The organism is Nocardioides mesophilus (genome assembly GCF_014395785.1).
GTDB lineage: Bacteria > Actinomycetota > Actinomycetes > Propionibacteriales > Nocardioidaceae > Nocardioides_B > Nocardioides_B mesophilus.
Window position 1 is genome coordinate 976,479 of record NZ_CP060713.1, and the last position, 17,704, is coordinate 994,182.

General features: G+C 70.9%; 15 protein-coding genes. 8 read left to right on the forward strand and 7 right to left on the reverse strand.

Features of this window, described 5'->3' with window-relative positions; genetic code table 11:
• Nucleotide 1: 1 nt before the first annotated feature.
• The 6 genes from H9L09_RS04630 to H9L09_RS04655 all read right to left on the reverse strand — a co-directional run bounded on the left by H9L09_RS04630 (nucleotide 2) and on the right by H9L09_RS04655 (nucleotide 8,234).
• Nucleotides 2-1,312: an ABC transporter permease gene (locus H9L09_RS04630; RefSeq protein ID WP_246456267.1), complete on the reverse strand. Its 1,311-nt coding sequence runs from the start codon at nucleotides 1,310-1,312 to the stop codon at nucleotides 2-4.
• Nucleotides 1,309-2,475: an ABC transporter permease gene (locus tag H9L09_RS04635; RefSeq protein ID WP_187579552.1), complete on the reverse strand. Its 1,167-nt coding sequence runs from the start codon at nucleotides 2,473-2,475 to the stop codon at nucleotides 1,309-1,311. Before H9L09_RS04635 ends, H9L09_RS04630 begins: the two co-directional genes overlap by 4 nt.
• The gene (locus H9L09_RS04640) at nucleotides 2,468-3,994 is read right to left on the reverse strand and encodes an ABC transporter ATP-binding protein (RefSeq protein WP_187579553.1); all 1,527 of its coding nucleotides are present in this window, start codon (nucleotides 3,992-3,994) and stop codon (nucleotides 2,468-2,470) included. Before H9L09_RS04640 ends, H9L09_RS04635 begins: the two co-directional genes overlap by 8 nt.
• A 153-nt stretch (nucleotides 3,995-4,147) precedes the next feature.
• Nucleotides 4,148-5,236 carry a BMP family lipoprotein gene (locus H9L09_RS04645; protein WP_187579554.1) on the reverse strand — a complete coding sequence of 363 codons (1,089 nt, stop codon included), beginning with the start codon at nucleotides 5,234-5,236 and terminating at the stop codon, nucleotides 4,148-4,150.
• A gap of 150 nt (nucleotides 5,237-5,386) precedes the next feature.
• Nucleotides 5,387-6,541 (reverse strand): amidohydrolase, encoded by a 1,155-nt coding sequence (locus tag H9L09_RS04650; protein ID WP_246456268.1) that lies wholly within the window; start codon nucleotides 6,539-6,541, stop codon nucleotides 5,387-5,389.
• A gap of 106 nt (nucleotides 6,542-6,647) precedes the next feature.
• Nucleotides 6,648-8,234 (reverse strand): acyl-CoA mutase large subunit family protein, encoded by a 1,587-nt coding sequence (locus tag H9L09_RS04655; RefSeq protein ID WP_187579556.1) that lies wholly within the window; start codon nucleotides 8,232-8,234, stop codon nucleotides 6,648-6,650.
• 86 nt (nucleotides 8,235-8,320) lie between these two features.
• Between H9L09_RS04655 and H9L09_RS04660 the strand changes: the two genes are divergently transcribed.
• The 8 genes from H9L09_RS04660 to H9L09_RS04695 all read left to right on the forward strand — a co-directional run bounded on the left by H9L09_RS04660 (nucleotide 8,321) and on the right by H9L09_RS04695 (nucleotide 15,361).
• Nucleotides 8,321-9,745, forward strand: coding sequence for an amidase family protein (locus H9L09_RS04660; RefSeq protein WP_246456269.1), 1,425 nt, complete (start codon nucleotides 8,321-8,323; stop codon nucleotides 9,743-9,745).
• A 209-nt stretch (nucleotides 9,746-9,954) separates the two neighbouring features.
• Nucleotides 9,955-10,332, forward strand: coding sequence for a succinate dehydrogenase, cytochrome b556 subunit (sdhC, locus tag H9L09_RS04665; protein ID WP_187579558.1), 378 nt, complete (start codon nucleotides 9,955-9,957; stop codon nucleotides 10,330-10,332).
• A 5-nt stretch (nucleotides 10,333-10,337) separates the two neighbouring features.
• On the forward strand, nucleotides 10,338-10,787 hold the full coding sequence (locus H9L09_RS04670) for a succinate dehydrogenase hydrophobic membrane anchor subunit (protein ID WP_187579559.1): 450 nt from the start codon (nucleotides 10,338-10,340) through the stop codon (nucleotides 10,785-10,787).
• A gap of 20 nt (nucleotides 10,788-10,807) precedes the next feature.
• The gene (sdhA, locus tag H9L09_RS04675) at nucleotides 10,808-12,556 is read left to right on the forward strand and encodes a succinate dehydrogenase flavoprotein subunit (protein ID WP_187579560.1); all 1,749 of its coding nucleotides are present in this window, start codon (nucleotides 10,808-10,810) and stop codon (nucleotides 12,554-12,556) included.
• A gap of 56 nt (nucleotides 12,557-12,612) precedes the next feature.
• Nucleotides 12,613-13,314: a succinate dehydrogenase iron-sulfur subunit gene (locus tag H9L09_RS04680; RefSeq protein WP_187579561.1), complete on the forward strand. Its 702-nt coding sequence runs from the start codon at nucleotides 12,613-12,615 to the stop codon at nucleotides 13,312-13,314.
• Nucleotides 13,315-13,417: 103 nt separating this feature from the next.
• The gene (locus H9L09_RS04685) at nucleotides 13,418-14,089 is read left to right on the forward strand and encodes a DUF1707 SHOCT-like domain-containing protein (RefSeq protein ID WP_187579562.1); all 672 of its coding nucleotides are present in this window, start codon (nucleotides 13,418-13,420) and stop codon (nucleotides 14,087-14,089) included.
• A gap of 74 nt (nucleotides 14,090-14,163) precedes the next feature.
• Entirely contained in the window at nucleotides 14,164-14,691 is a 528-nt protein-coding gene (locus H9L09_RS04690) for a hypothetical protein (protein WP_187579563.1), read from the forward strand.
• Nucleotides 14,692-14,899: 208 nt separating this feature from the next.
• Nucleotides 14,900-15,361 carry a P-loop nucleotide/nucleoside kinase family protein gene (locus tag H9L09_RS04695; RefSeq protein ID WP_223164210.1) on the forward strand — a complete coding sequence of 154 codons (462 nt, stop codon included), beginning with the start codon at nucleotides 14,900-14,902 and terminating at the stop codon, nucleotides 15,359-15,361.
• Between the two features lie 83 nt (nucleotides 15,362-15,444).
• Here the strand turns inward: H9L09_RS04695 and H9L09_RS04700 are convergent, their stop codons facing one another.
• On the reverse strand, nucleotides 15,445-17,466 hold the full coding sequence (locus H9L09_RS04700) for a hypothetical protein (RefSeq protein WP_187579564.1): 2,022 nt from the start codon (nucleotides 17,464-17,466) through the stop codon (nucleotides 15,445-15,447).
• Between the last annotated feature and the right edge of the window lie 238 nt (nucleotides 17,467-17,704).

Below are 17,704 nucleotides of genomic sequence, written 5' to 3' on the forward strand. Positions count from 1 at the left end.
GTCAGCTCTTCACGTAGGGCTCGCCGTCGGCGGCCGGCGGGCGGACCCGACCGACGAAGCCGGCGACCGCGATGATCGTGGCGAGGTACGGCGTCGCGCCGAGGAACTGGGTGGGGATCTTGTCCACGAGCGCCAGCTGGAACTGCAGGTTCGTCATGAAGCCGAAGAACAGCGCCGCGAACGTCGCGCCGACGGGGTGCCAGCGGCCCATGATCACCGCGGCCAGCGCGATGAAGCCGTTGCCCGCCGACAGGTCGCGGTCGAAGGCGCCGGTCGAGCCGACGGTGTAGTAGGCGCCGCCGAGACCGGCGAAGACACCACCAAACAGCACCGCCTGCCACCGGACCCGGTTGACCTTGATGCCGACGGTGTCCGCGGCCATCGGGTGCTCGCCGACCGAGCGGACCCGCAGCCCCCAGCGGGTCTGGAACAGGACGAACGTGACCACGAAGATCGAGGCGTACATCAGGTAGACCAGCAGGGTCTGGTTGAACAGCGCCTGACCGACGACGGGCAGGTCGGAGAGCACCGGGATCGGGAGCTCCTCGAGCCGCGGCGGCTCGTTGAGGTACTGCTTGATCGCCGGGTCGCTGGGGATCTGGCTGAGCAGGAACGCGGTCAGCCCGGAGGCCAGCGCGATCAGCACGACGCCGAGCACCACCTGGTTCACCTGGTAGCGCAGCGCGAACAGCGCCAGCAGCGCGGCGATCCCGACGCCGGCGATGACCGCGCCGACCAGACCCATGTAGGCGCTGAAGGCGAGGCTGGCGGCCACCGAGGCGAAGAAGGCGCCCACCAGGAACTGGCCCTCGATGGCGATGTTGATGACGCCGGCCCGCTCGCACATCACACCGGCCAGGGCGCCGAGCACCAGCGGGGTGCCGATCTCGATGGTGCCGGGCAGCGGGTTGGCGATGGCGGCCTGGAAGGCGCCCTCGCCCTGGTCGGAGTAGGCCCAGACGATGAAGCCGGCGTAGAAGGCCAGCCCGCTGACGACGTACGCCGTGGTGGCGACCCAGCCGCGGGGCAGCCGGTTGAGTGCGGCGAGCACCAGCGCACCGAGGACCAGCGCGAACGAGACCCAGACGACCGGCTTCGCGGCGAGGTCCTTGGCCGGGAACTCGGCCGAGACCCGGTCGCCGAGGACGTACTTGACCGTCGCGTTGTCGATCGAGAGCGCGAAGTAGAGCAGCAGCCCCGCGGCGATCGCGAGCACCACGACGAGCTTGACCTGGCGGCGGACGTCGGCCCGGTCCCGGATCGCTGGTGCCTCCGCCGCCGCTGCGGGCGGTTGTTCGACGCGGGTGCTCACGAGCCCCATCCCTTCGCCATCACGGTGGCGCCGCCACCGGTGTCCTTGAACCGCATGACGCCCCGCACCAGGGCGGGCGCCGCGACGAACAGCACGATCAGCGCCTGCAGCACCTGGGTGAGCGCCAGCGGCGTGGCCGCCGCACTCGCCTGCATCTGCACCCCGCCGGCCGAGAGCGCGCCGAAGAGCAGTCCGGCCAGCACGGTGCCGAGCGGGGTGGCCCGACCGAGCAGCGCCACGGTGATCGCGTCGAAGCCGATCGAGCCCGCGACGTTCGCCGTCAGCGAGTCGTGGTGGCCGAGGATCTGCTGGGTGGCGGCGAGGCCGGCCAGCCCCCCGGCGACCAGCATCGCCAACGTGTAGACCTTGGCGAGGCTCATCCCGGCGGTCCGGGCGGCGTCCGCGTTGGCGCCCACCGCGCGCATCTCGAAGCCGAGCGTGCTCCGCTCGAGCAACCACCACACGCCGACCGCGACGAGCACGGCCACCACCACGCCGGTGTGGACGCCGAAGATCGTCGGGAACATCGCGCTGTCGTCCGCGGGCAGCGAGCGGGGGTTGTCGCTGCCGGGACGCTGGAAGGCGTTCTTGGTGAGGAGGTAGAGCAGCACCGAGCTCGCGACGTAGTTGAGCATGATCGTGGTGATCACCTCGTGCGCGCCGGTCTGCGCCTTCAGGTAGCCGGAGATCCCGCCCCAGACCGCACCGCCGAGCACGCCGGCCAGCAGCGCCACGAGCAGGTGCAGCCCCGGGGGCAGGTCGAAGGCGAAGCCGACGTAGCCGGCGCAGATCGCGCCCAGGATCAGCTGGCCCTGGGCGCCGATGTTGAACAGGCCGGCCCGGAAGGCGAGGCTGACGCCGAGGCCGGCGCAGATCAGCGGTGCGGCGCGCTCCAGGGTCTGGGTGATCGCCTTCCAGGACCCGACGGCGCCGGTGAGCAGCGCCCAGTAGGACTGGATGATCGCCTCCCCGGCGTAGCGGAAGAAGTCCCAGGGGTAGCTGAAGAAGTAGCGCAGCGACTCCACCGCCTGCCGGTCGCTGAAGGCGATCAGGACCGCTCCGACCAGGAGGGCGAGGAAGATCGCCGCCGCGGTCACCTTGATGCTGGGCAGCCAGCTCGCGACGGTCGACGTCCGGCCGCCCCGCTCGGGGGTCTCAGACATCCTGGGCGTCCTTCCGGGTCGCGCGGCCGGCTCCGGCCATCATCAGACCGATCTCCTCGCGGGCGATGTCCGGGCTCACGGTGCCGACGATCCGGCCGTCGTACATCACCGCGATCCGGTCCGAGAGCGCGAAGATCTCGTCGAGCTCGGTGGAGACGATGATCACCGCGGTGCCCTTGTCGCGCTCCTCGATGATCCGCTTGTGGATGAACTCGATGGAGCCGACGTCGACGCCGCGGGTGGGCTGCGAGGCGACCAGGACCTTCAGCGAACGGGAGAACTCCCGCGCCACCACGACCTTCTGCTGGTTGCCGCCGGACAGCGAGCTCACCGGGGTGTCCATGTCCTCGGTGCGGATGTCGAACTCCTCGATCCGCGCCGCGGCGTTCTTCTCGATCGCGTCGAGCCGCAGCGCCAGTCCGCGGGAGAACTCGTCGTGGGTGTAGAGGTCGAGCACCAGGTTCTCCCGGACGCTGAACCCGCCGACGAAGCCGTCGTGGGAGCGGTCCTCGGGGATGTAGCCGATGCCCTGGGCCAGGCTCTCGCGCGGGCCGTGGCTGGAGATGTCCTTGCCGTCGACGAGGACCTGGCCGGCGTCCGGTTTCACGAGCCCCAGCAGCGACTTGATCAGCTCGGTCTGGCCGTTGCCCTGGACGCCGGCGATGCCGAGCACCTCCCCGGCGCGGGCCTCGAACGAGACGGACTTGACGACCGCGTGGCCGCGGGCGTCGACGACGGTGATGCCACGCGCCTCGAGCACCGGCGCACCGGGCTCGGCGACGGTCTTGTCGACCTTGAGGCTGACCGCCCGGCCGACCATCATCTCGGCGAGCTCGGTCTCGGAGGCCGACGGCGGTGCGGTCCCGACCACCTTGCCGCGACGGATCACCGTGATCCGGTCGCCGATCGCCTTCACCTCGCGAAGCTTGTGGGTGATGAAGACGATCGAGGTGCCCTGCGCCTTGAGCGAGCGCATGATCTCCATCAGCTCGTCGATCTCCTGCGGGGTGAGCACCGCGGTGGGCTCGTCGAGGATCAGCACCTTGGCCTCGTTGGCGAGGGCCTTGAGGATCTCGACGCGCTGCTGGACGCCGACCGGGAGCTCCTCGACCAGGGCGTTCGGGTCGACGGCGAGCTTGTAGCGCTCGGAGAGGCCGCGCACCAGGGTCGCGGCCTTGCCGCGGTCCAGCACGCCCAGCCCGCGGGTCTGCTCGCGACCCAGCATGACGTTCTCGGCGACGCTGAACACCGGGACCAGCATGAAGTGCTGGTGCACCATCCCGATGCCGGCCTCGATGGCGTCACCGGGCGAGGTGAAGTGCACCGGCTCCCCGTCGAGGAGGATCTCCCCCTCGCTCGGCTCGAGGAGCCCGTAGAGCATGTTCATCAGCGTCGACTTGCCGGCGCCGTTCTCCCCGAGCAGGCAGTGGATCTCACCCGGCTCGATGGTGAGGGTGATGTCGTCGTTCGCGACGAAGGAGCCGAATCTCTTGGTGAGACCACGGATCTCTAGCTCCACAGGAATTGCCTCCTCCGCCCGCGGACGGGCGCGACGCGCGACACGACGATGACAGAAACAGCGTCGGGGCGGAGGATATCGCTCCCCCGCCCCGACGCCGGATGCTGCGTGCGGATCCAGCTCAGGTCAGGCCTTGCGGCCTGCCGGCCGAGGTCAGCCGACCTTGAGCTCCCCGGAGATGATCTGCTGCTTGAGCTCCTCGACCTTGTCCTTCAGGTCCTGCGGGACCTCGGCGTCGAGGTCGTGGTACGGGGCGATCCCCACACCGTCGTTCGCGAGCGTACCGACGTAGGGCTCGTTGGTGAACTTGCCCTCCAGCGAGTCCGTGATGGCCTGCTCGACGGCGACGTCCATGCCCTTGACGACCGAGGTCAGCAGGGTGTCGCAGAACTCAGCGGCCGACTCGCAGCCGTCGGTGTCCACCCAGATCGCGTAGGCGTCGTTGTCCTGGGCGGCCTGGAGACCACCGAGGCCGGCGGGGCCGGCGACCGGGAAGATCACGTCGACGCCCTGCTGGATCATGTTCTGACCGACGGTGAGGCCCTTGGTCTTGTCCTCGAAGTCCTCGGTGAACGAGCCCTTCTGGGTCTTCGGGTCCCAGCCGACGACCTGGACGTCCGCGTCGTTGTCCTCGTTGAACTTCTCCACGCCCTGCACGTAGCCGGTCATGAAGCTGGTCACGGTCGGGATGTTCAGACCGCCGAAGGTGCCGACGGTGCCGGTCTTCGACATGCCCGCGGCGAGGTAGCCGGCGAGGTAGGAGGGCTCGGCGGTGTTGAAGACGAGGCCCTTGAGGTTCTTGGCGGGCTTGTCGTAGGCGAAGTCGACGATCGAGTAGTCGATGTCGGGGTTGGCCTTCGCGGACTTCTCGGTGGCCTCGCCGAGCAGGAAGCCGACGGTGGTGATGCTGTTGCAGTTCTGCTGCACGAGGGCGTCGATGTTGTCGGCGTACTCGGAGTCGGACTGCGACTCGACCTCCGCGGTCGTGATGCCGAGGTCGGTCTTGGCCTGCACGAGACCGTCGTGCGAGGTCTGGTTGAACGACTTGTCGTTGAAGCCGCCGGAGTCGGAGACCATGCAGGCCTTGAAGTCCGGGTTGGACTGGGCCGGGGCCGACGAAGACGACGAGGTCGACTCCGCGGGGGTGTCGGTGCTCTCGGTGGCGGTGCCGCGGTCGCCGCAGCCGGCCAAGGTCAGGGCAGCTGCTCCGATGAGCGCTGCCACTCGTGCCGTCTTCTTCACGGCGCCTCCTGATCTGGGGTGGTGAACGCATGCCCGGCACGGTCCACGAGACCCCCGGGCGATGAACGGGCCCGCCGGAGGCGGGCCAGGCCACACCCTAATACCGGCTCAGCCGGGGTTTGGCGGTATCCGACCGGAAACCACCAGTCGTTACCGAGTCGCGACCAGGGCCTCGAGGGCGACGGCGCTGAGGACCCGGGCGCCGATGCCGACGGAGCGCTCGTCGACCACCAGGTCGCCCTGGTGCAGGTCGTACGTCGTTCCTCCGGGCGTCCGGGTGCCGAGCCGGCCCATCGCTCCGGGGACGGACTCGCAGTACCACGCGAAGTCCTCGCCGCCGAGGCTCTGCGGGGTGGAGACGTGGGCGTGCTCTCCGAGCACCCCCTCGACGGCGGCCACGAGCAGCGAGGTGGAGACCGGTTCGTTGACCACCGGCGGCACCCCGCGGACGTAGCCGACCTCGGCGCCGACGCCGTAGGGGGCCAGGATCTGCTCGATCAGCTCGCGGACCAGGTCCTCGGCGTCGACCCAGGCGACTGCGTCGAGCATCCGCAGTGTGCCGGCGACCTCGCCGGAGGCGGGGATCACGTTCTTCGCCGACCCGGCGCGGACCATCCCCCAGACCAGACTGGCGCCGGCCCGCGGGTCCAGGCGGCGCGAGAGCGCCCCGGGCAGGTCGGTGACCAGCTTGCCGAGCGCGAAGGTGAGGTCCTCGGTGAGGTGCGGGCGGGAGGTGTGGCCGCCGCGGCCGGTCAGCCGCACGTTCAGCGCGTCCGCCGCACCGGTCAGCGGCCCCTCGCGCAGGCCCACCGCGCCGACGTCGATGGTCGGGTCGCAGTGCAGGCCGAACACGTGGGCGACCCCCTCGAGCGCTCCGCTGGCGATCAGCTCGAGCGCGCCGCCCGGCATGACCTCCTCGGCGGGCTGGAAGAGCAGCCGGACCCGGCCGGGCAGGCCGTGCTGCCTCTGGAGCTCCTGGAGCGCGAGACCGGCGCCGACCAGCGCGGCGGTGTGCACGTCGTGCCCGCAGGCGTGCGCGACGCCCGGCACGGTGCTGGTCCAGGGACCGGGGCTCAGGTCGTCGACCGCCAGCGCGTCGAGATCGGCGCGGAGCGCGACGACCGGGCCGCCGGCGGGGCCGACCTCGGCCAGCAGGCCGCTCTTGGGGAGCATCTGGACGTCGATCCCGGCGGCGCCGAGACGGTCCGCGACCGCCGTGGTGGTGCGCTCCTCCTGCCAGGCCAGCTCGGGGTGCGCGTGCAGGTCACGCCGCAGCGCGACGAGCTCGGGCTCCAGGGCGTTCACTGCTGCCCTGATGCTCGGCGCGGCTGGGTCAGGGAGGGGCACAACAGGCCAGGTTACCGGAGGGCGCCCGGTGGCGCCCGGCGGCGTCCGGCGGCGTCCGGCGGCGTCAGAACGCGTCCGGCGGGACGTACACCCCCCACACGTCGCGCAGCGCGTTGCAGACCTCGCCGACGGTGGCGCGGGCCCGCAGCGCCTCCTTCATCGGGTAGAGCATGTTGTCGGAGCCCTGCGCCGCGGCCTTGAGCGCGGCCAGGTGCCGGTCGACCTCGGCCTGGTCCCGGTCGGCACGCAGCGTCGCCAGCCGCTCGGCCTGCTGGGCCTCGATGGTGGGGTCGACCCGGAGCGGCTCGTAGGGCTCCTCCTCGTCGACCCGGAACCGGTTGACGCCGACCACGACACGCTCGTCGGTGTCGATCTCGCGGGCGATCCGGTAGGCCGACTTCTCGATCTCGTTCTTCTGGAAGCCCTTCTCGATCGCCGCCACCGCGCCACCGAGCTCCTCGACCTGCTCCATGAGCTTGCGGGCCTCGGCCTCCACCTGGTCGGTGAGCGCCTCGACGGCGTACGAGCCGGCGAACGGGTCGACGGTCTTGGTCACGTCGGACTCGTAGGCGATGACCTGCTGGGTGCGCAGCGCGAGGCGGGCTGCCTTCTCGCTGGGCAGCGCGAGCGCCTCGTCGAAGGAGTTGGTGTGCAGCGACTGGGTGCCGCCGAGCACGGCGGCGAGGGCCTGGACCGCCACGCGGACCAGGTTGACCTCGGGCTGCTGGGCGGTGAGCTGGACGCCCGCAGTCTGGGTGTGGAAGCGCAGCATCTGCGACTTGGGGTCGGTCGCGCCGAACTCGTCGCGCATCACCTGCGCCCAGATCCGGCGGGCCGCGCGGAACTTCGCGACCTCCTCCAGGATCGTGGTCCGGGAGACGAAGAAGAACGACAGCCGGGCCGCGAAGTCGTCGACGTCGAGGCCGGCCTTGATCGCCGCCCGGACGTACTCGATGCCGTCGGCGAGGGTGAAGGCGATCTCCTGCGCGGGCGTCGCCCCGGCCTCCGCCATGTGGTAGCCGGAGATCGAGATGGTGTTCCAGCGCGGGATCTCGGCCTGGCAGTACGCGAAGATGTCGGTGATCAGCCGCAGCGAGTCCGCCGGCGGGTAGATGTAGGTGCCGCGCGCGATGTACTCCTTGAGCACGTCGTTCTGGATGGTGCCGGTGATGTCCGCGCCGCTCACGCCGTTCTCCTCGGCGACGAGCTGGTACATCAGCAGCAGCAGCGCCGCCGGCGCGTTGATCGTCATCGAGGTCGACACCTGGTCGAGCGGCAGGCCGTCGAAGAGCAGCCGCATGTCCTCGATCGAGTCGATCGCGACCCCGACCTTGCCGACCTCGCCGTGCGAGATCGGGGCGTCGGAGTCGTGCCCCATCTGGGTGGGCAGGTCGAAGGCGACGGAGAGGCCGCCGGTGCCGTTGGCCACCAGCTGCTTGTAGCGCTGGTTGGACTCGCGGGCGGTGCCGAAGCCGGCGTACTGCCGCATCGTCCACGGCCGGCCGGTGTACATCGAGGGGTAGACCCCGCGGGTGAACGGGTACTCCCCCGGCTCGCCGAGCTTGGCCGACGGGTCGAAGCCCTCGAGGGCGTCGGGGCCGTAGACCGGCTCGAAGGGCAGTCCGGACTCGGTGATGCCGCTCTCGCTCATAGACGCGAGCGTACGGCCGGGCGGGCCTGCGGTGCACCGTGAGATCTCCCACGGCCCCGGCCCGTGCGATGAGGCAGGATCGGGGCGTGACCGCTCCCGTGATCCCGTCCCCCTCCTCCCAGGCGTACGTCGAGCAGCTGCTCGACCGGGCCGAGACCGTCGACGGGCTGGTCAACGCCGTCTGCACGCCGCACCCGGAGGCGCTGGCGCAGGCCGCCGCCCGGGACGCGGAGGCCGCCGACGGCCGCAGCCGGGGCCCGCTGCACGGGGTGCCAGTGCTGGTCAAGGACAACGTCGACACCCACGACCTGCCCACCACGGCGGGCTCGCTGGCGCTCGCCGAGGCTCCCGCGCCGACGCACGACGCGCCACTGGTGCGCCGGATGCGCGAGGCCGGGATGGTCGTCCTCGGCAAGACCAACCTCTCGGAGTGGGCGAACATCCGCGACGGCGCCTCGACCTCGGGCTGGAGCGCCTACGGCGGCCTGACCCGCAACCCCTATGCGCTCAACCGGTCCGCGGGCGGCTCGAGCTCGGGCAGCGGCGCCGCGGTGGCCGCCGGGCTGGCCCCGCTGGCGATCGGCACCGAGACCGACGGCTCGATCACCTGCCCGGCGGCGTTCAACGGCTGCGTCGGGCTGAAGCCGACGGTGGGCCTGGTGCCGACGCAGGGGGTGGTGCCGATCTCGGCGTCCCAGGACGCCCCCGGGCCGCTGGCCACCAGCGTGCGCCAGGCCGCCGCGCTGCTCGGCGTGATCGCCGGCAACGGCACGGACTACGCGGCGCACGCGGTCGAGGGGCGGCTGGCCGGCAAGCGGATCGGCGTACCGCGGGCGAGCTTCTGGGGCTACTCCCCGCACGCCGACGCGGCCGCCGAGCGGGCGGTCGGCTTGCTCGCGGCGGAGGGCGCCACGATCGTGGACGCGACCGACCTCACCGCGCTGGAGGGCTTCGACGGGGAGGACGAGCTGCTGGTGCTGCTCGCCGAGCTGAAGGCCGGGCTGGCGGCGTACCTGCCGACCCGCCCCGGCGACGTACCCCGGTCGCTGGCCGAGGTCGTCGCGTTCAACCGGACGCACGCCGATACCGAGCTGACGCACTTCGGCCAGTCGCTGTTCGAGCAGGCGCTCGCGGGTCCCGACGTCGGGTCGCCGGAGTACGCCGCGGCCCGGGCGCGCTGCGTGGCGGCGTCGCGGGACAACGGCATCGACGCGGTGCTGCGCGCGCACGACCTCGACGCGCTGGTCACCCCGTCGTACGCACCGGCCTGCCCGATCGACCTGGTCAACGCCGAGGCGCACCCAGGCTCCTGCACCTCCCCGACCGCGATGGCCGGCTACCCGCTGCTGACCGTGCCGACCGAGCTGGCGGCCGGGCTGCCGGTGGCGGTCTCGTTCTGGGGGACCGCCGGCAGCGAGGCGACGCTGGTGGAGATCGGCCACGGCTACGAGTCCGCCCGGGACCGGACCGGCGGGCCGCTGCCGGAGCCGACCTTCCCGACGTTCGTCTGAGCCGGGGCGGTCGCCGGGACCGGTTGCGGCGACGCAGGTTTTTGCCAACAGTGTCGTGCGGTAATCGATCTCACAGCGGCCGGTGGTCTGGCCCCGTCCGGACGCGGCTAGCATGACTGGGATGCCCGTACGCCCGGTTTGGGCGTACCGGTCGCCATCTGCTCGAAGATTCAACCTCAGCGCACCGCTCGAGTTCGGAGGAATCGACGTTGGCCAGCTCTCCGGCAGGCACGCTCTATCGGGGTCGTGAAGGCATGTGGTCGTGGGTCGCCCACCGGCTCACCGGCGTCACGCTCTTCTTCTTCTTGTTCGTCCACGTCATCGACATCTCGATGGTCCGGGTCTCCCCGGAGGTCTTCAACCGGGTCGTGGACACCTACAAGAACCCCATCGTCGGGCTGATGGAGGTCGGCCTCGTCGCCGCCTTCCTCTTCCACGCCCTCAACGGCATCCGGGTCATCCTGGTGGACTTCTGGTCCCAGGGCCCCCGCTACCAGAAGCAGATGACCTACGGCGTGCTGGTGCTCTTCGTGGTGCTCTTCGTGCCGTTCCTGATCCGGCACCTGTCGAACGTGTTCGGAGGCTGAGGGCGATGACTACCCCTGCGATCCAGTCCCCCCGCAGCCCCGTGGCGACCGGCTCACGCGCCCGCCGCCGGTCCAACGTGGAGCTCAACACCTGGCTGTTCATGCGTGGCTCTGGCGTCCTGCTGCTGGTGCTGGTCTTCGGCCACCTCTTCGTCAACCTGATGGTCGGCAAGGGCGTCGAGGCGCTCGACTTCGCGTTCGTCGCCGGCAAGTGGGCGAACCCGTTCTGGCAGGTCTGGGACCTGGCGATGCTGTGGCTGGCCGAGCTGCACGGCATGAACGGCCTGCGCACCATCATCAACGACTACGCGACGAAGCCGACCACGCGGTTCTGGCTGAAGGCGCTGCTCTACTTCTCGGCCTTCATCGTGCTGGTCCTCGGCACGCTGGTCATCTTCACGTTCGACCCCTGCGCGGACCCGGCCTCCACGCTCGAGGTCTGCCGGTCCCACTGAGCGAGGAGCGAGACAAAGCCATGGTTCAGCAGCACAAGTACGACGTCGTGATCGTCGGCGCGGGCGGGGCGGGCATGCGTGCCGCCCTCGAGTCCGGCCAGCGCACCCGCACGGCGGTCCTCACCAAGCTCTACCCGACCCGCTCCCACACCGGCGCGGCCCAGGGCGGCATGTGCGCCGCGCTGGCCAACGTCGAGGAGGACAACTGGGAGTGGCACACCTTCGACACCGTCAAGGGCGGCGACTACCTCGTCGACCAGGACGCTGCGGAGGTGATGGCCAAGGAGGCCATCGACGCGGTCCTCGACCTCGAGAAGATGGGCCTGCCCTTCAACCGGACCGACGAGGGCAAGATCGACCAGCGCCGGTTCGGCGGCCACACCCGCAACCACGGCGAGGCCGCCGTACGCCGCTCCTGCTTCGCGGCCGACCGCACCGGCCACATGATCCTGCAGACGCTCTACCAGCAGTGCATCAAGCACGAGGTGGAGTTCTTCAACGAGTTCTACGTCCTTGACCTGCTGACCGTGGAGACCAACGGCGGCGTCAGCGTCAACGGCGTGGTCGCGTACGAGCTTGCCACCGGCGAGATCCACGTCTTCAACGCGAAGTCGGTCATCTTCGCGACGGGCGGCTTCGGCAAGGTCTTCCGGACCACCTCGAACGCGCACACCCTCACCGGCGACGGAATGGGCATCGTGTGGCGCAAGGGGCTGCCGCTCGAGGACATGGAGTTCTTCCAGTTCCACCCGACCGGCCTGGCCGGCCTCGGCGTGCTGCTCTCGGAGGCGGCCCGCGGTGAGGGCGGCATCCTGCGCAACAGCGAGAACGAGCGCTTCATGGAGCGCTACGCCCCCACGATCAAGGACCTCGCCCCGCGGGACATGGTCGCCCGGGCGATGGCCAACGAGGTCCGCGAGGGCCGCGGCGCCGGGCCGGACAAGGCCTACGTCTACCTGGACCTGACGCACCTCCCGCGGGAGCAGATCGACGCGAAGCTGCCCGACATCACGGAGTTCGCGCGGACCTACCTCGGGGTGGAGCCCTACACCGAGATGATCCCGGTGTTCCCGACCGCGCACTACGCCATGGGCGGCATCCCGACGAACATCAAGGGCGAGGCGCTGGCGGACAACCACACCGTCATCCCGGGCCTGTACGCCGCGGGCGAGGTGGCCTGCGTGTCCGTGCACGGGGCGAACCGGCTCGGCACCAACTCGCTGCTCGACATCAACGTGTTCGGCCGGCGCGCGGGTCTGTATGCCGCGGACTACGCGCTCTCGACCGACTTCGACGACATCGAGGACCCGAACCCCGAGGCCAAGGTCGTCGCGATGATCGAGCAGATGCGCGACGCGGGCGGCTCCGAGCGGGTGGCCACCATCCGCGCCGAGCTGCAGGCGACGATGGACATCAACGCCCAGGTGTACCGAACCGAGGGCTCGCTGAAGCAGGCGCTCGCCGACATCGAGGCGATGAAGGCGCGCTACGCGAACGTGTCCGTGCAGGACAAGGGCAAGCGGTTCAACACCGACCTGCTCGAGGCGATCGAGCTGGGCTTCCTGCTCGACCTGGCCGAGGTGCTCGTCACCTCGGCGCTCGCCCGCAACGAGTCCCGCGGGGGCCACTTCCGCGAGGACTACCCGACGCGTGACGACGTGAACTTCATGCGCCACACGATGGCCTACCGCAACTCCGACGGGTCGATCCGACTGGACTACAAGCCGGTCATCGAGACCCGCTACAAGCCGATGGAGCGCAAGTACTGATGGCGACGGACACCGCAGCCGAGGCAGGCGCAACGCCTGCCCAGAGCACCACGACCATGACGGTCACGGTGAAGATCCTCCGCTACAACCCCGAGGTCTCGGAGGAGTCGAAGTGGGAGAGCTACCAGGTCACGGCTGAGCCGACCGACCGGGTGCTCGACGCACTGCACAAGGTCAAGTGGGACCTCGACGGCACGCTGACCTTCCGTCGCTCCTGCGCCCACGGGGTCTGCGGGTCGGACGCGATGCGGATCAACGGCAAGAACCGGCTGGCGTGCAAGACGCTGCTCAAGGACGTGAACCCGTCGGAGCCGATCACCGTCGAGCCGATCAAGGGCCTGGCGGTGCTCAAGGACCTCGTCGTCGACATGGAGCCGTTCTTCGCGGCCTACCGCTCGGTGATGCCGTTCCTGGTCACGACCGGCAACGAGCCGACCCGTGAGCGGCTGCAGTCCCAGAAGGACCGGGACCGCTTCGACGACACCACCAAGTGCATCCTGTGCGCCGCGTGCACGACCTCGTGCCCGGTGTACTGGGCCGACGGGCAGTACTTCGGCCCGCAGGCGATCGTCGGCGCGCACCGGTTCATCTTCGACAGCCGCGACGAGGGCACCGACCAGCGCCTGGAGATCCTCAACGACCAGGAGGGTGTGTGGCGCTGCCGCACCACCTTCAACTGCACCGAGGCGTGCCCGCGCGGCATCGAGGTCACCAAGGCGATCCAGGAAGTGAAGCGGGCGCTCATCTTCCGTCGGTGAGGCGGGAGACCGAGCCCGTGCTGTCGACGCCGAGCGGGCGTGAGCCGGTCCCTTTTCGGGCAAATCGCCCCGAGCATGCCACCACGCCTGCACACTGACCGGCGTGGGATTTCAGCTCAGAGCGGGGGACGACCCGCTGCCGTTGGAGATCGCCGTCCTCGACGAGCTCGCGAGTGGGGCGCATGACGTCGCCGAGCTGAGTGCGGCCACGGCGTCCCCACCAGACGAGGTCGAGCGCGTCCTCGTCTGGGGCGTCGGGCAGGGGCTGGTCAACCGGATGCCTCTCATGGAGGGCGAGTACGTCGTCCTCACCGAGAAGGGGCTGTCCACCGTCGCGTTCCAACGCCGCCTGGTCAGTGCCTACGGCCCCAAGGGCGAGATCGACCTCGCCGGTCTCAGCCGGGACTTCGGGGCGTCCTGGCAGGCGATGCGCGAGGGGCAGACGGCAGAGCTCCAGCGCAGCCAGGCGCACCTGGTCGTGGACCACGCCGAGCGTGAAGCCGCGAGCACCTCGCTCAGGGAGCACTACGCGGAGGGCGCCATCGACCTCGCCGAGCTCGAGCGGCGCACCGCGATCGTGTTGAGCGCCCGGACCCGAGGCGAGCTGCGCCCGGCGGTCGACGACCTGGACCCGCAAGAGGTGATCGCGCCGGCCCCGGTGGACCCGTTCACCGCGCCGATGGTGCAGGTGGTCCGCGCGTACACCGCGATCAAGACCGTCGTCGCCGTCTTCTTCTTCGGTCTCATCCTGCTCTCGGTGCTGAGCCATCTCTGACGCGGACGGGACTCGCTCCGCCACGCCTAACTACGGGACCCCCGACGCACCTCGACGACTGCCACAATGCGCCCATGAGTGACGCGCTTGAGCTGCAGGTGCTGGTGGCCGTGGGAGCGGGCCGCCGGACTCTCGACGCCCTGTCGAGGACGCTCCGCGTGCCGGCGCCGGCGGTCGACGAGAGGATCCGGCGGGCGATCGGCGAGGGGCTGCTGGTGGCGCGGCAGCAGGACGGCACGTGGGTCTTCGACCTGACCGATGCCGGGCGCCAGCTGGTGGCGGCCCGCGCGGGGGCGGGTGGCGGTGCAGGTCTGTCACCGAGTGGGAGCCCTGCCGGCCTGGCCGGCGCTGTGCGGGCCCTGATCTCCCAGGCGCCGGGTGGCTCGTCGCCCTGGCCGGCTGCCTCGGCGCGCCGACGCGCGCCGTCACCGTCCCAGCCGACATCCCCGCCGACGTCGTCGCCGTCGTCGGGGACGACGCACCTGCTCTCCCCCACCGAGGAGGCGCAGCGCGCGGAGCGCGCGGCATGGTCCTTCGCAGTCGCCGTCGTGGGTGCCGTCGTCGTGCTGGTGCTGCTGGTCTGGTTGCTCGCAGCAGGCTGACTGCGTGCGTCCTGTTCGTGTGACTGCACCTGGTAGACCGATCGGCACGGAGGGGTGGGATGACATGCAGCCGGCGGTCTGCCCCCGCCGGCACGCCTGGCGCGCCGACGGCGCCCAAAGTCCCTCAGGGGCTCCCGCCGAGGTCGCGGGCTGCGTCGCGAGGACGCTCAACGCTAGAGCCTCCCGGAGGTCGACGTAGGGTCCATCCGTGAGCCGCGTGATCTTCATGTGCGGGCCCTCGGGGGCCGGGAAGTCGACCTTCGCCCGGCGGCTGGAGGGCGAGGGGATGGTCCGGCTCTCCTTCGACGTGGAGATGTGGCGTCGCGGGCTCTCGATGGTGCCCCTACCCCCAGAGGTACGCGCCGAGATCGAGACTGGCCTGCGGGCTCGGCTGTTGGAGCTCGTCGCGGCGGGAACCGACGTCGTCCTCGACTTCTCGTTCTGGTCGCGACGTATGCGCGACGACTACCGCAAGCTGCTCGAGCCCACTGGCGTCGTACCCGAGACGATCTACCTTGCGACCGACCGCGAAACGGTCCTGCGGCGCATGAGAGCCAGGCGTGGCGACCATTCCGATGACTTCGTGCTCACCGAAGACCTCGTCGCCCAGTACTTCGACCACTTCGAGCCACCGACGCCGGACGAAGGACCGATCACCGTCATTCGTTAGCCCAGTCAACCGTCGTCGCCGTCCCCAGACCGCGCCACCCGCGCATCAGATAGGACGCGCCCAGTGAGGGCGGCTGTGATGGGTCAGGCGGCGGTTTCGGCGCGGGTGGCGAGGAGGGTGTGGGCGATGGTGGTGGGGACTCGGTAGGTGCCGGTGGGGTCGGTGACCCAGTGGTGGCCGTGGACCGAGCGCCACAGGTACACGCCGGGTTGGAGTTGGGTGAGGTGCCAGCGGCCGTGGGTCTTGAGGCGGTGGTGGTGTCGGACCATCGGGGCGGCGTTGTGCAGCCCGGTCTGGCCGGGTGGGGCGCCGGACCTGGTCGGGGTGGAGCTGGTCGGGGTGGGAAGCATTGTGCCGGGGGGTGGCTGGTCCGGTGGGCCGGTCCATCGGTAGGGGACGGGGTGGTCGATGTCCTTGTCGCGGCCGGTGTGCACTGCCCAGGGGAAGACGTCGCGGGGGTTGATCGCGTGCAGGGCTTCTCGTTGGTTGGGGGTGAAGTGGTAGCCGTTCACGGGTTGCACGGTGTCGGGGTCGAGCACCGGTCGGATGGTGACCCGGTGGTGGCCCAGCCACTGTCGGGCCTGTTCGAGGGTGAGCGGGCCGATGCCCTCGGCGTGGACCGCCTGGGGGCCCAGGCCGGGGCGGAACTGGGCGAGGTAGGTCTCCAGGCTCATGTGCAGGTGCAGCACGGCCTTGGGGAGCAGCTTGTCGAAGTCGGCCTGGCGCAGCCCACCGAGCCGGGCCCACAGTGCGTCGGGGTCCCGGGGCAGGTCCGGGTCGGCGTGGTCGGGGACCTGCAGGTACGACGGCGCGGCCGGCTGGTCCGCCGCAGCGGGCTCGTCCGCGATGTGGTCGGCGGGATCGTCGGGGTCGACGGCAGCCTCCGCATCGTCGCTGCCGCCGCTCTGCTCGGGGGCGGGATCAGCGGGCGCACCGTGGTCGCCGGACGCATCCGGATCGGTGTCGCTGCCGCCGGTCCGCTCGGTGTCAGCACGCGCGCCACTGGATGCACCAGAGGCGGCGGACACGGCTGGATCAGCGGACGCGGCGGGGTCAGCAGGATCGGCGGACGCGGCGGGGTCAGCGGACGCGGCGGGGTCAGCGGACGCGGCGGGGTCAGCAGGATCGGCGGACGCGGCGGACGCGGCGGACGCGGCGGACGCGGCGGGGTCGGCGGGCTCGGCGGGGTCGGCGGGGTCGGCGGGGTCGGCGGGCACACCGGGGTCGGCGGGGTCGGCGGGCGCGTCTGCGTCGTCGGGGTTGGCGGGGTGGGTGGGGAGCTGGCTGGTGAGCAGGGCCAGCGCGTGCGCGGGGTGGGCGAGGATGCCCAGCGCCGCGGCCCGGCGCACCGCCACCGACCGGGCGTCCCCACGGCGGCGGAGCACCTCGGCCAGCTGGTCGAGGACCGCGACCAGGTAGATCACCTCCCCGGCGTTGGCCTTGGCGATCAGCGTCTTCAGGCCGTGCTCGTTGGACTGCCCGGCCACGACGTACTGCTCCGCGGCCGCCGCCAACCGGCAGTCCTCGGCCCGCCGAGGATCCGCCGCGATCACCATCCGCTCCACCAGCTCCACGTACGCCGCCCAGGACAGCGTGTCGATCCAGGAATGGGTCTGGCCGTCGACGAACCGGGCCCCCTCCAGCGCCACCGGCGGCTCACCGGCCTCGGAACGCCCGACCAGCCGGGCGGTCTCCAACGCCTTCCACACCGGCACCTCGCCGCGCACCGCCCGGCCCCACAGCAGCGGATGCCGGTGCCGCAGGTTCGCCACCTTGCGCAGGTAGGCCTGCCCCGCGGCCGGGCTCATCTCCTGCAACGCCGCGAACTCCGCCGCCGCGAACTCGGTGATCATCGGGGTGCCGTCCGCACCCGAGGCCACCACCCGCTCGGTCCCCGGCAACACCCGCCCACCCCTACCACCCGCGGCGTCGGGGTCCTCGGGGCGGTCGGAGGCGGCATGCTCGACCGGGGCATGCAGGTCCAGCCAGTGCGCGGCCAACCGCAGCCGCCGTGCCTCGACCAGCCGCTGGGCCCGGTGCTCGGCGGAGATCGCCTCGCACGCCTGGCTGGCGTCGAGCTCCTCGATCTCCATCGTGTCGAACATGTGTTCGATCCTAGGAGAGACCGCCGACAGAATCGAGAGCCGTCTCCGGGTCTGGGGACAACCCAAGAATGTCCCGCCCGGCCGTGGGGACAGCCTTATCCGCGCGCCCCTTGAGGACAGCCTTATCCGCGCGCCCCTTGGGGACGGACGGCGCGCAGAGCCGCCCCTAGGGGACGGAGCACTCGCCGCCCCCTAGGGGACGGAGCCTTCTCTGCCCCTTCGGGACAGAGTCTGCGCC

Excerpts from the sequence above, each read along its gene's own strand:
- H9L09_RS04635 (WP_187579552.1), bottom strand. The coding sequence starts at position 2,475 with ATGTCTGAGACCCCCGAGCGGGGCGGCCGGACGTCGACCGTCGCGAGC.
- H9L09_RS04655 (WP_187579556.1), bottom strand. The coding sequence starts at position 8,234 with ATGAGCGAGAGCGGCATCACCGAGTCCGGACTGCCCTTCGAGCCGGTC.
- H9L09_RS04670 (WP_187579559.1), top strand. The coding sequence starts at position 10,338 with ATGACTACCCCTGCGATCCAGTCCCCCCGCAGCCCCGTGGCGACCGGC.
- sdhA (WP_187579560.1), top strand. The coding sequence starts at position 10,808 with ATGGTTCAGCAGCACAAGTACGACGTCGTGATCGTCGGCGCGGGCGGG.
- H9L09_RS04680 (WP_187579561.1), top strand. The coding sequence starts at position 12,613 with ATGACGGTCACGGTGAAGATCCTCCGCTACAACCCCGAGGTCTCGGAG.
- H9L09_RS04690 (WP_187579563.1), top strand. The coding sequence starts at position 14,164 with ATGAGTGACGCGCTTGAGCTGCAGGTGCTGGTGGCCGTGGGAGCGGGC.
- H9L09_RS04700 (WP_187579564.1), bottom strand. The coding sequence starts at position 17,466 with ATGTTCGACACGATGGAGATCGAGGAGCTCGACGCCAGCCAGGCGTGC.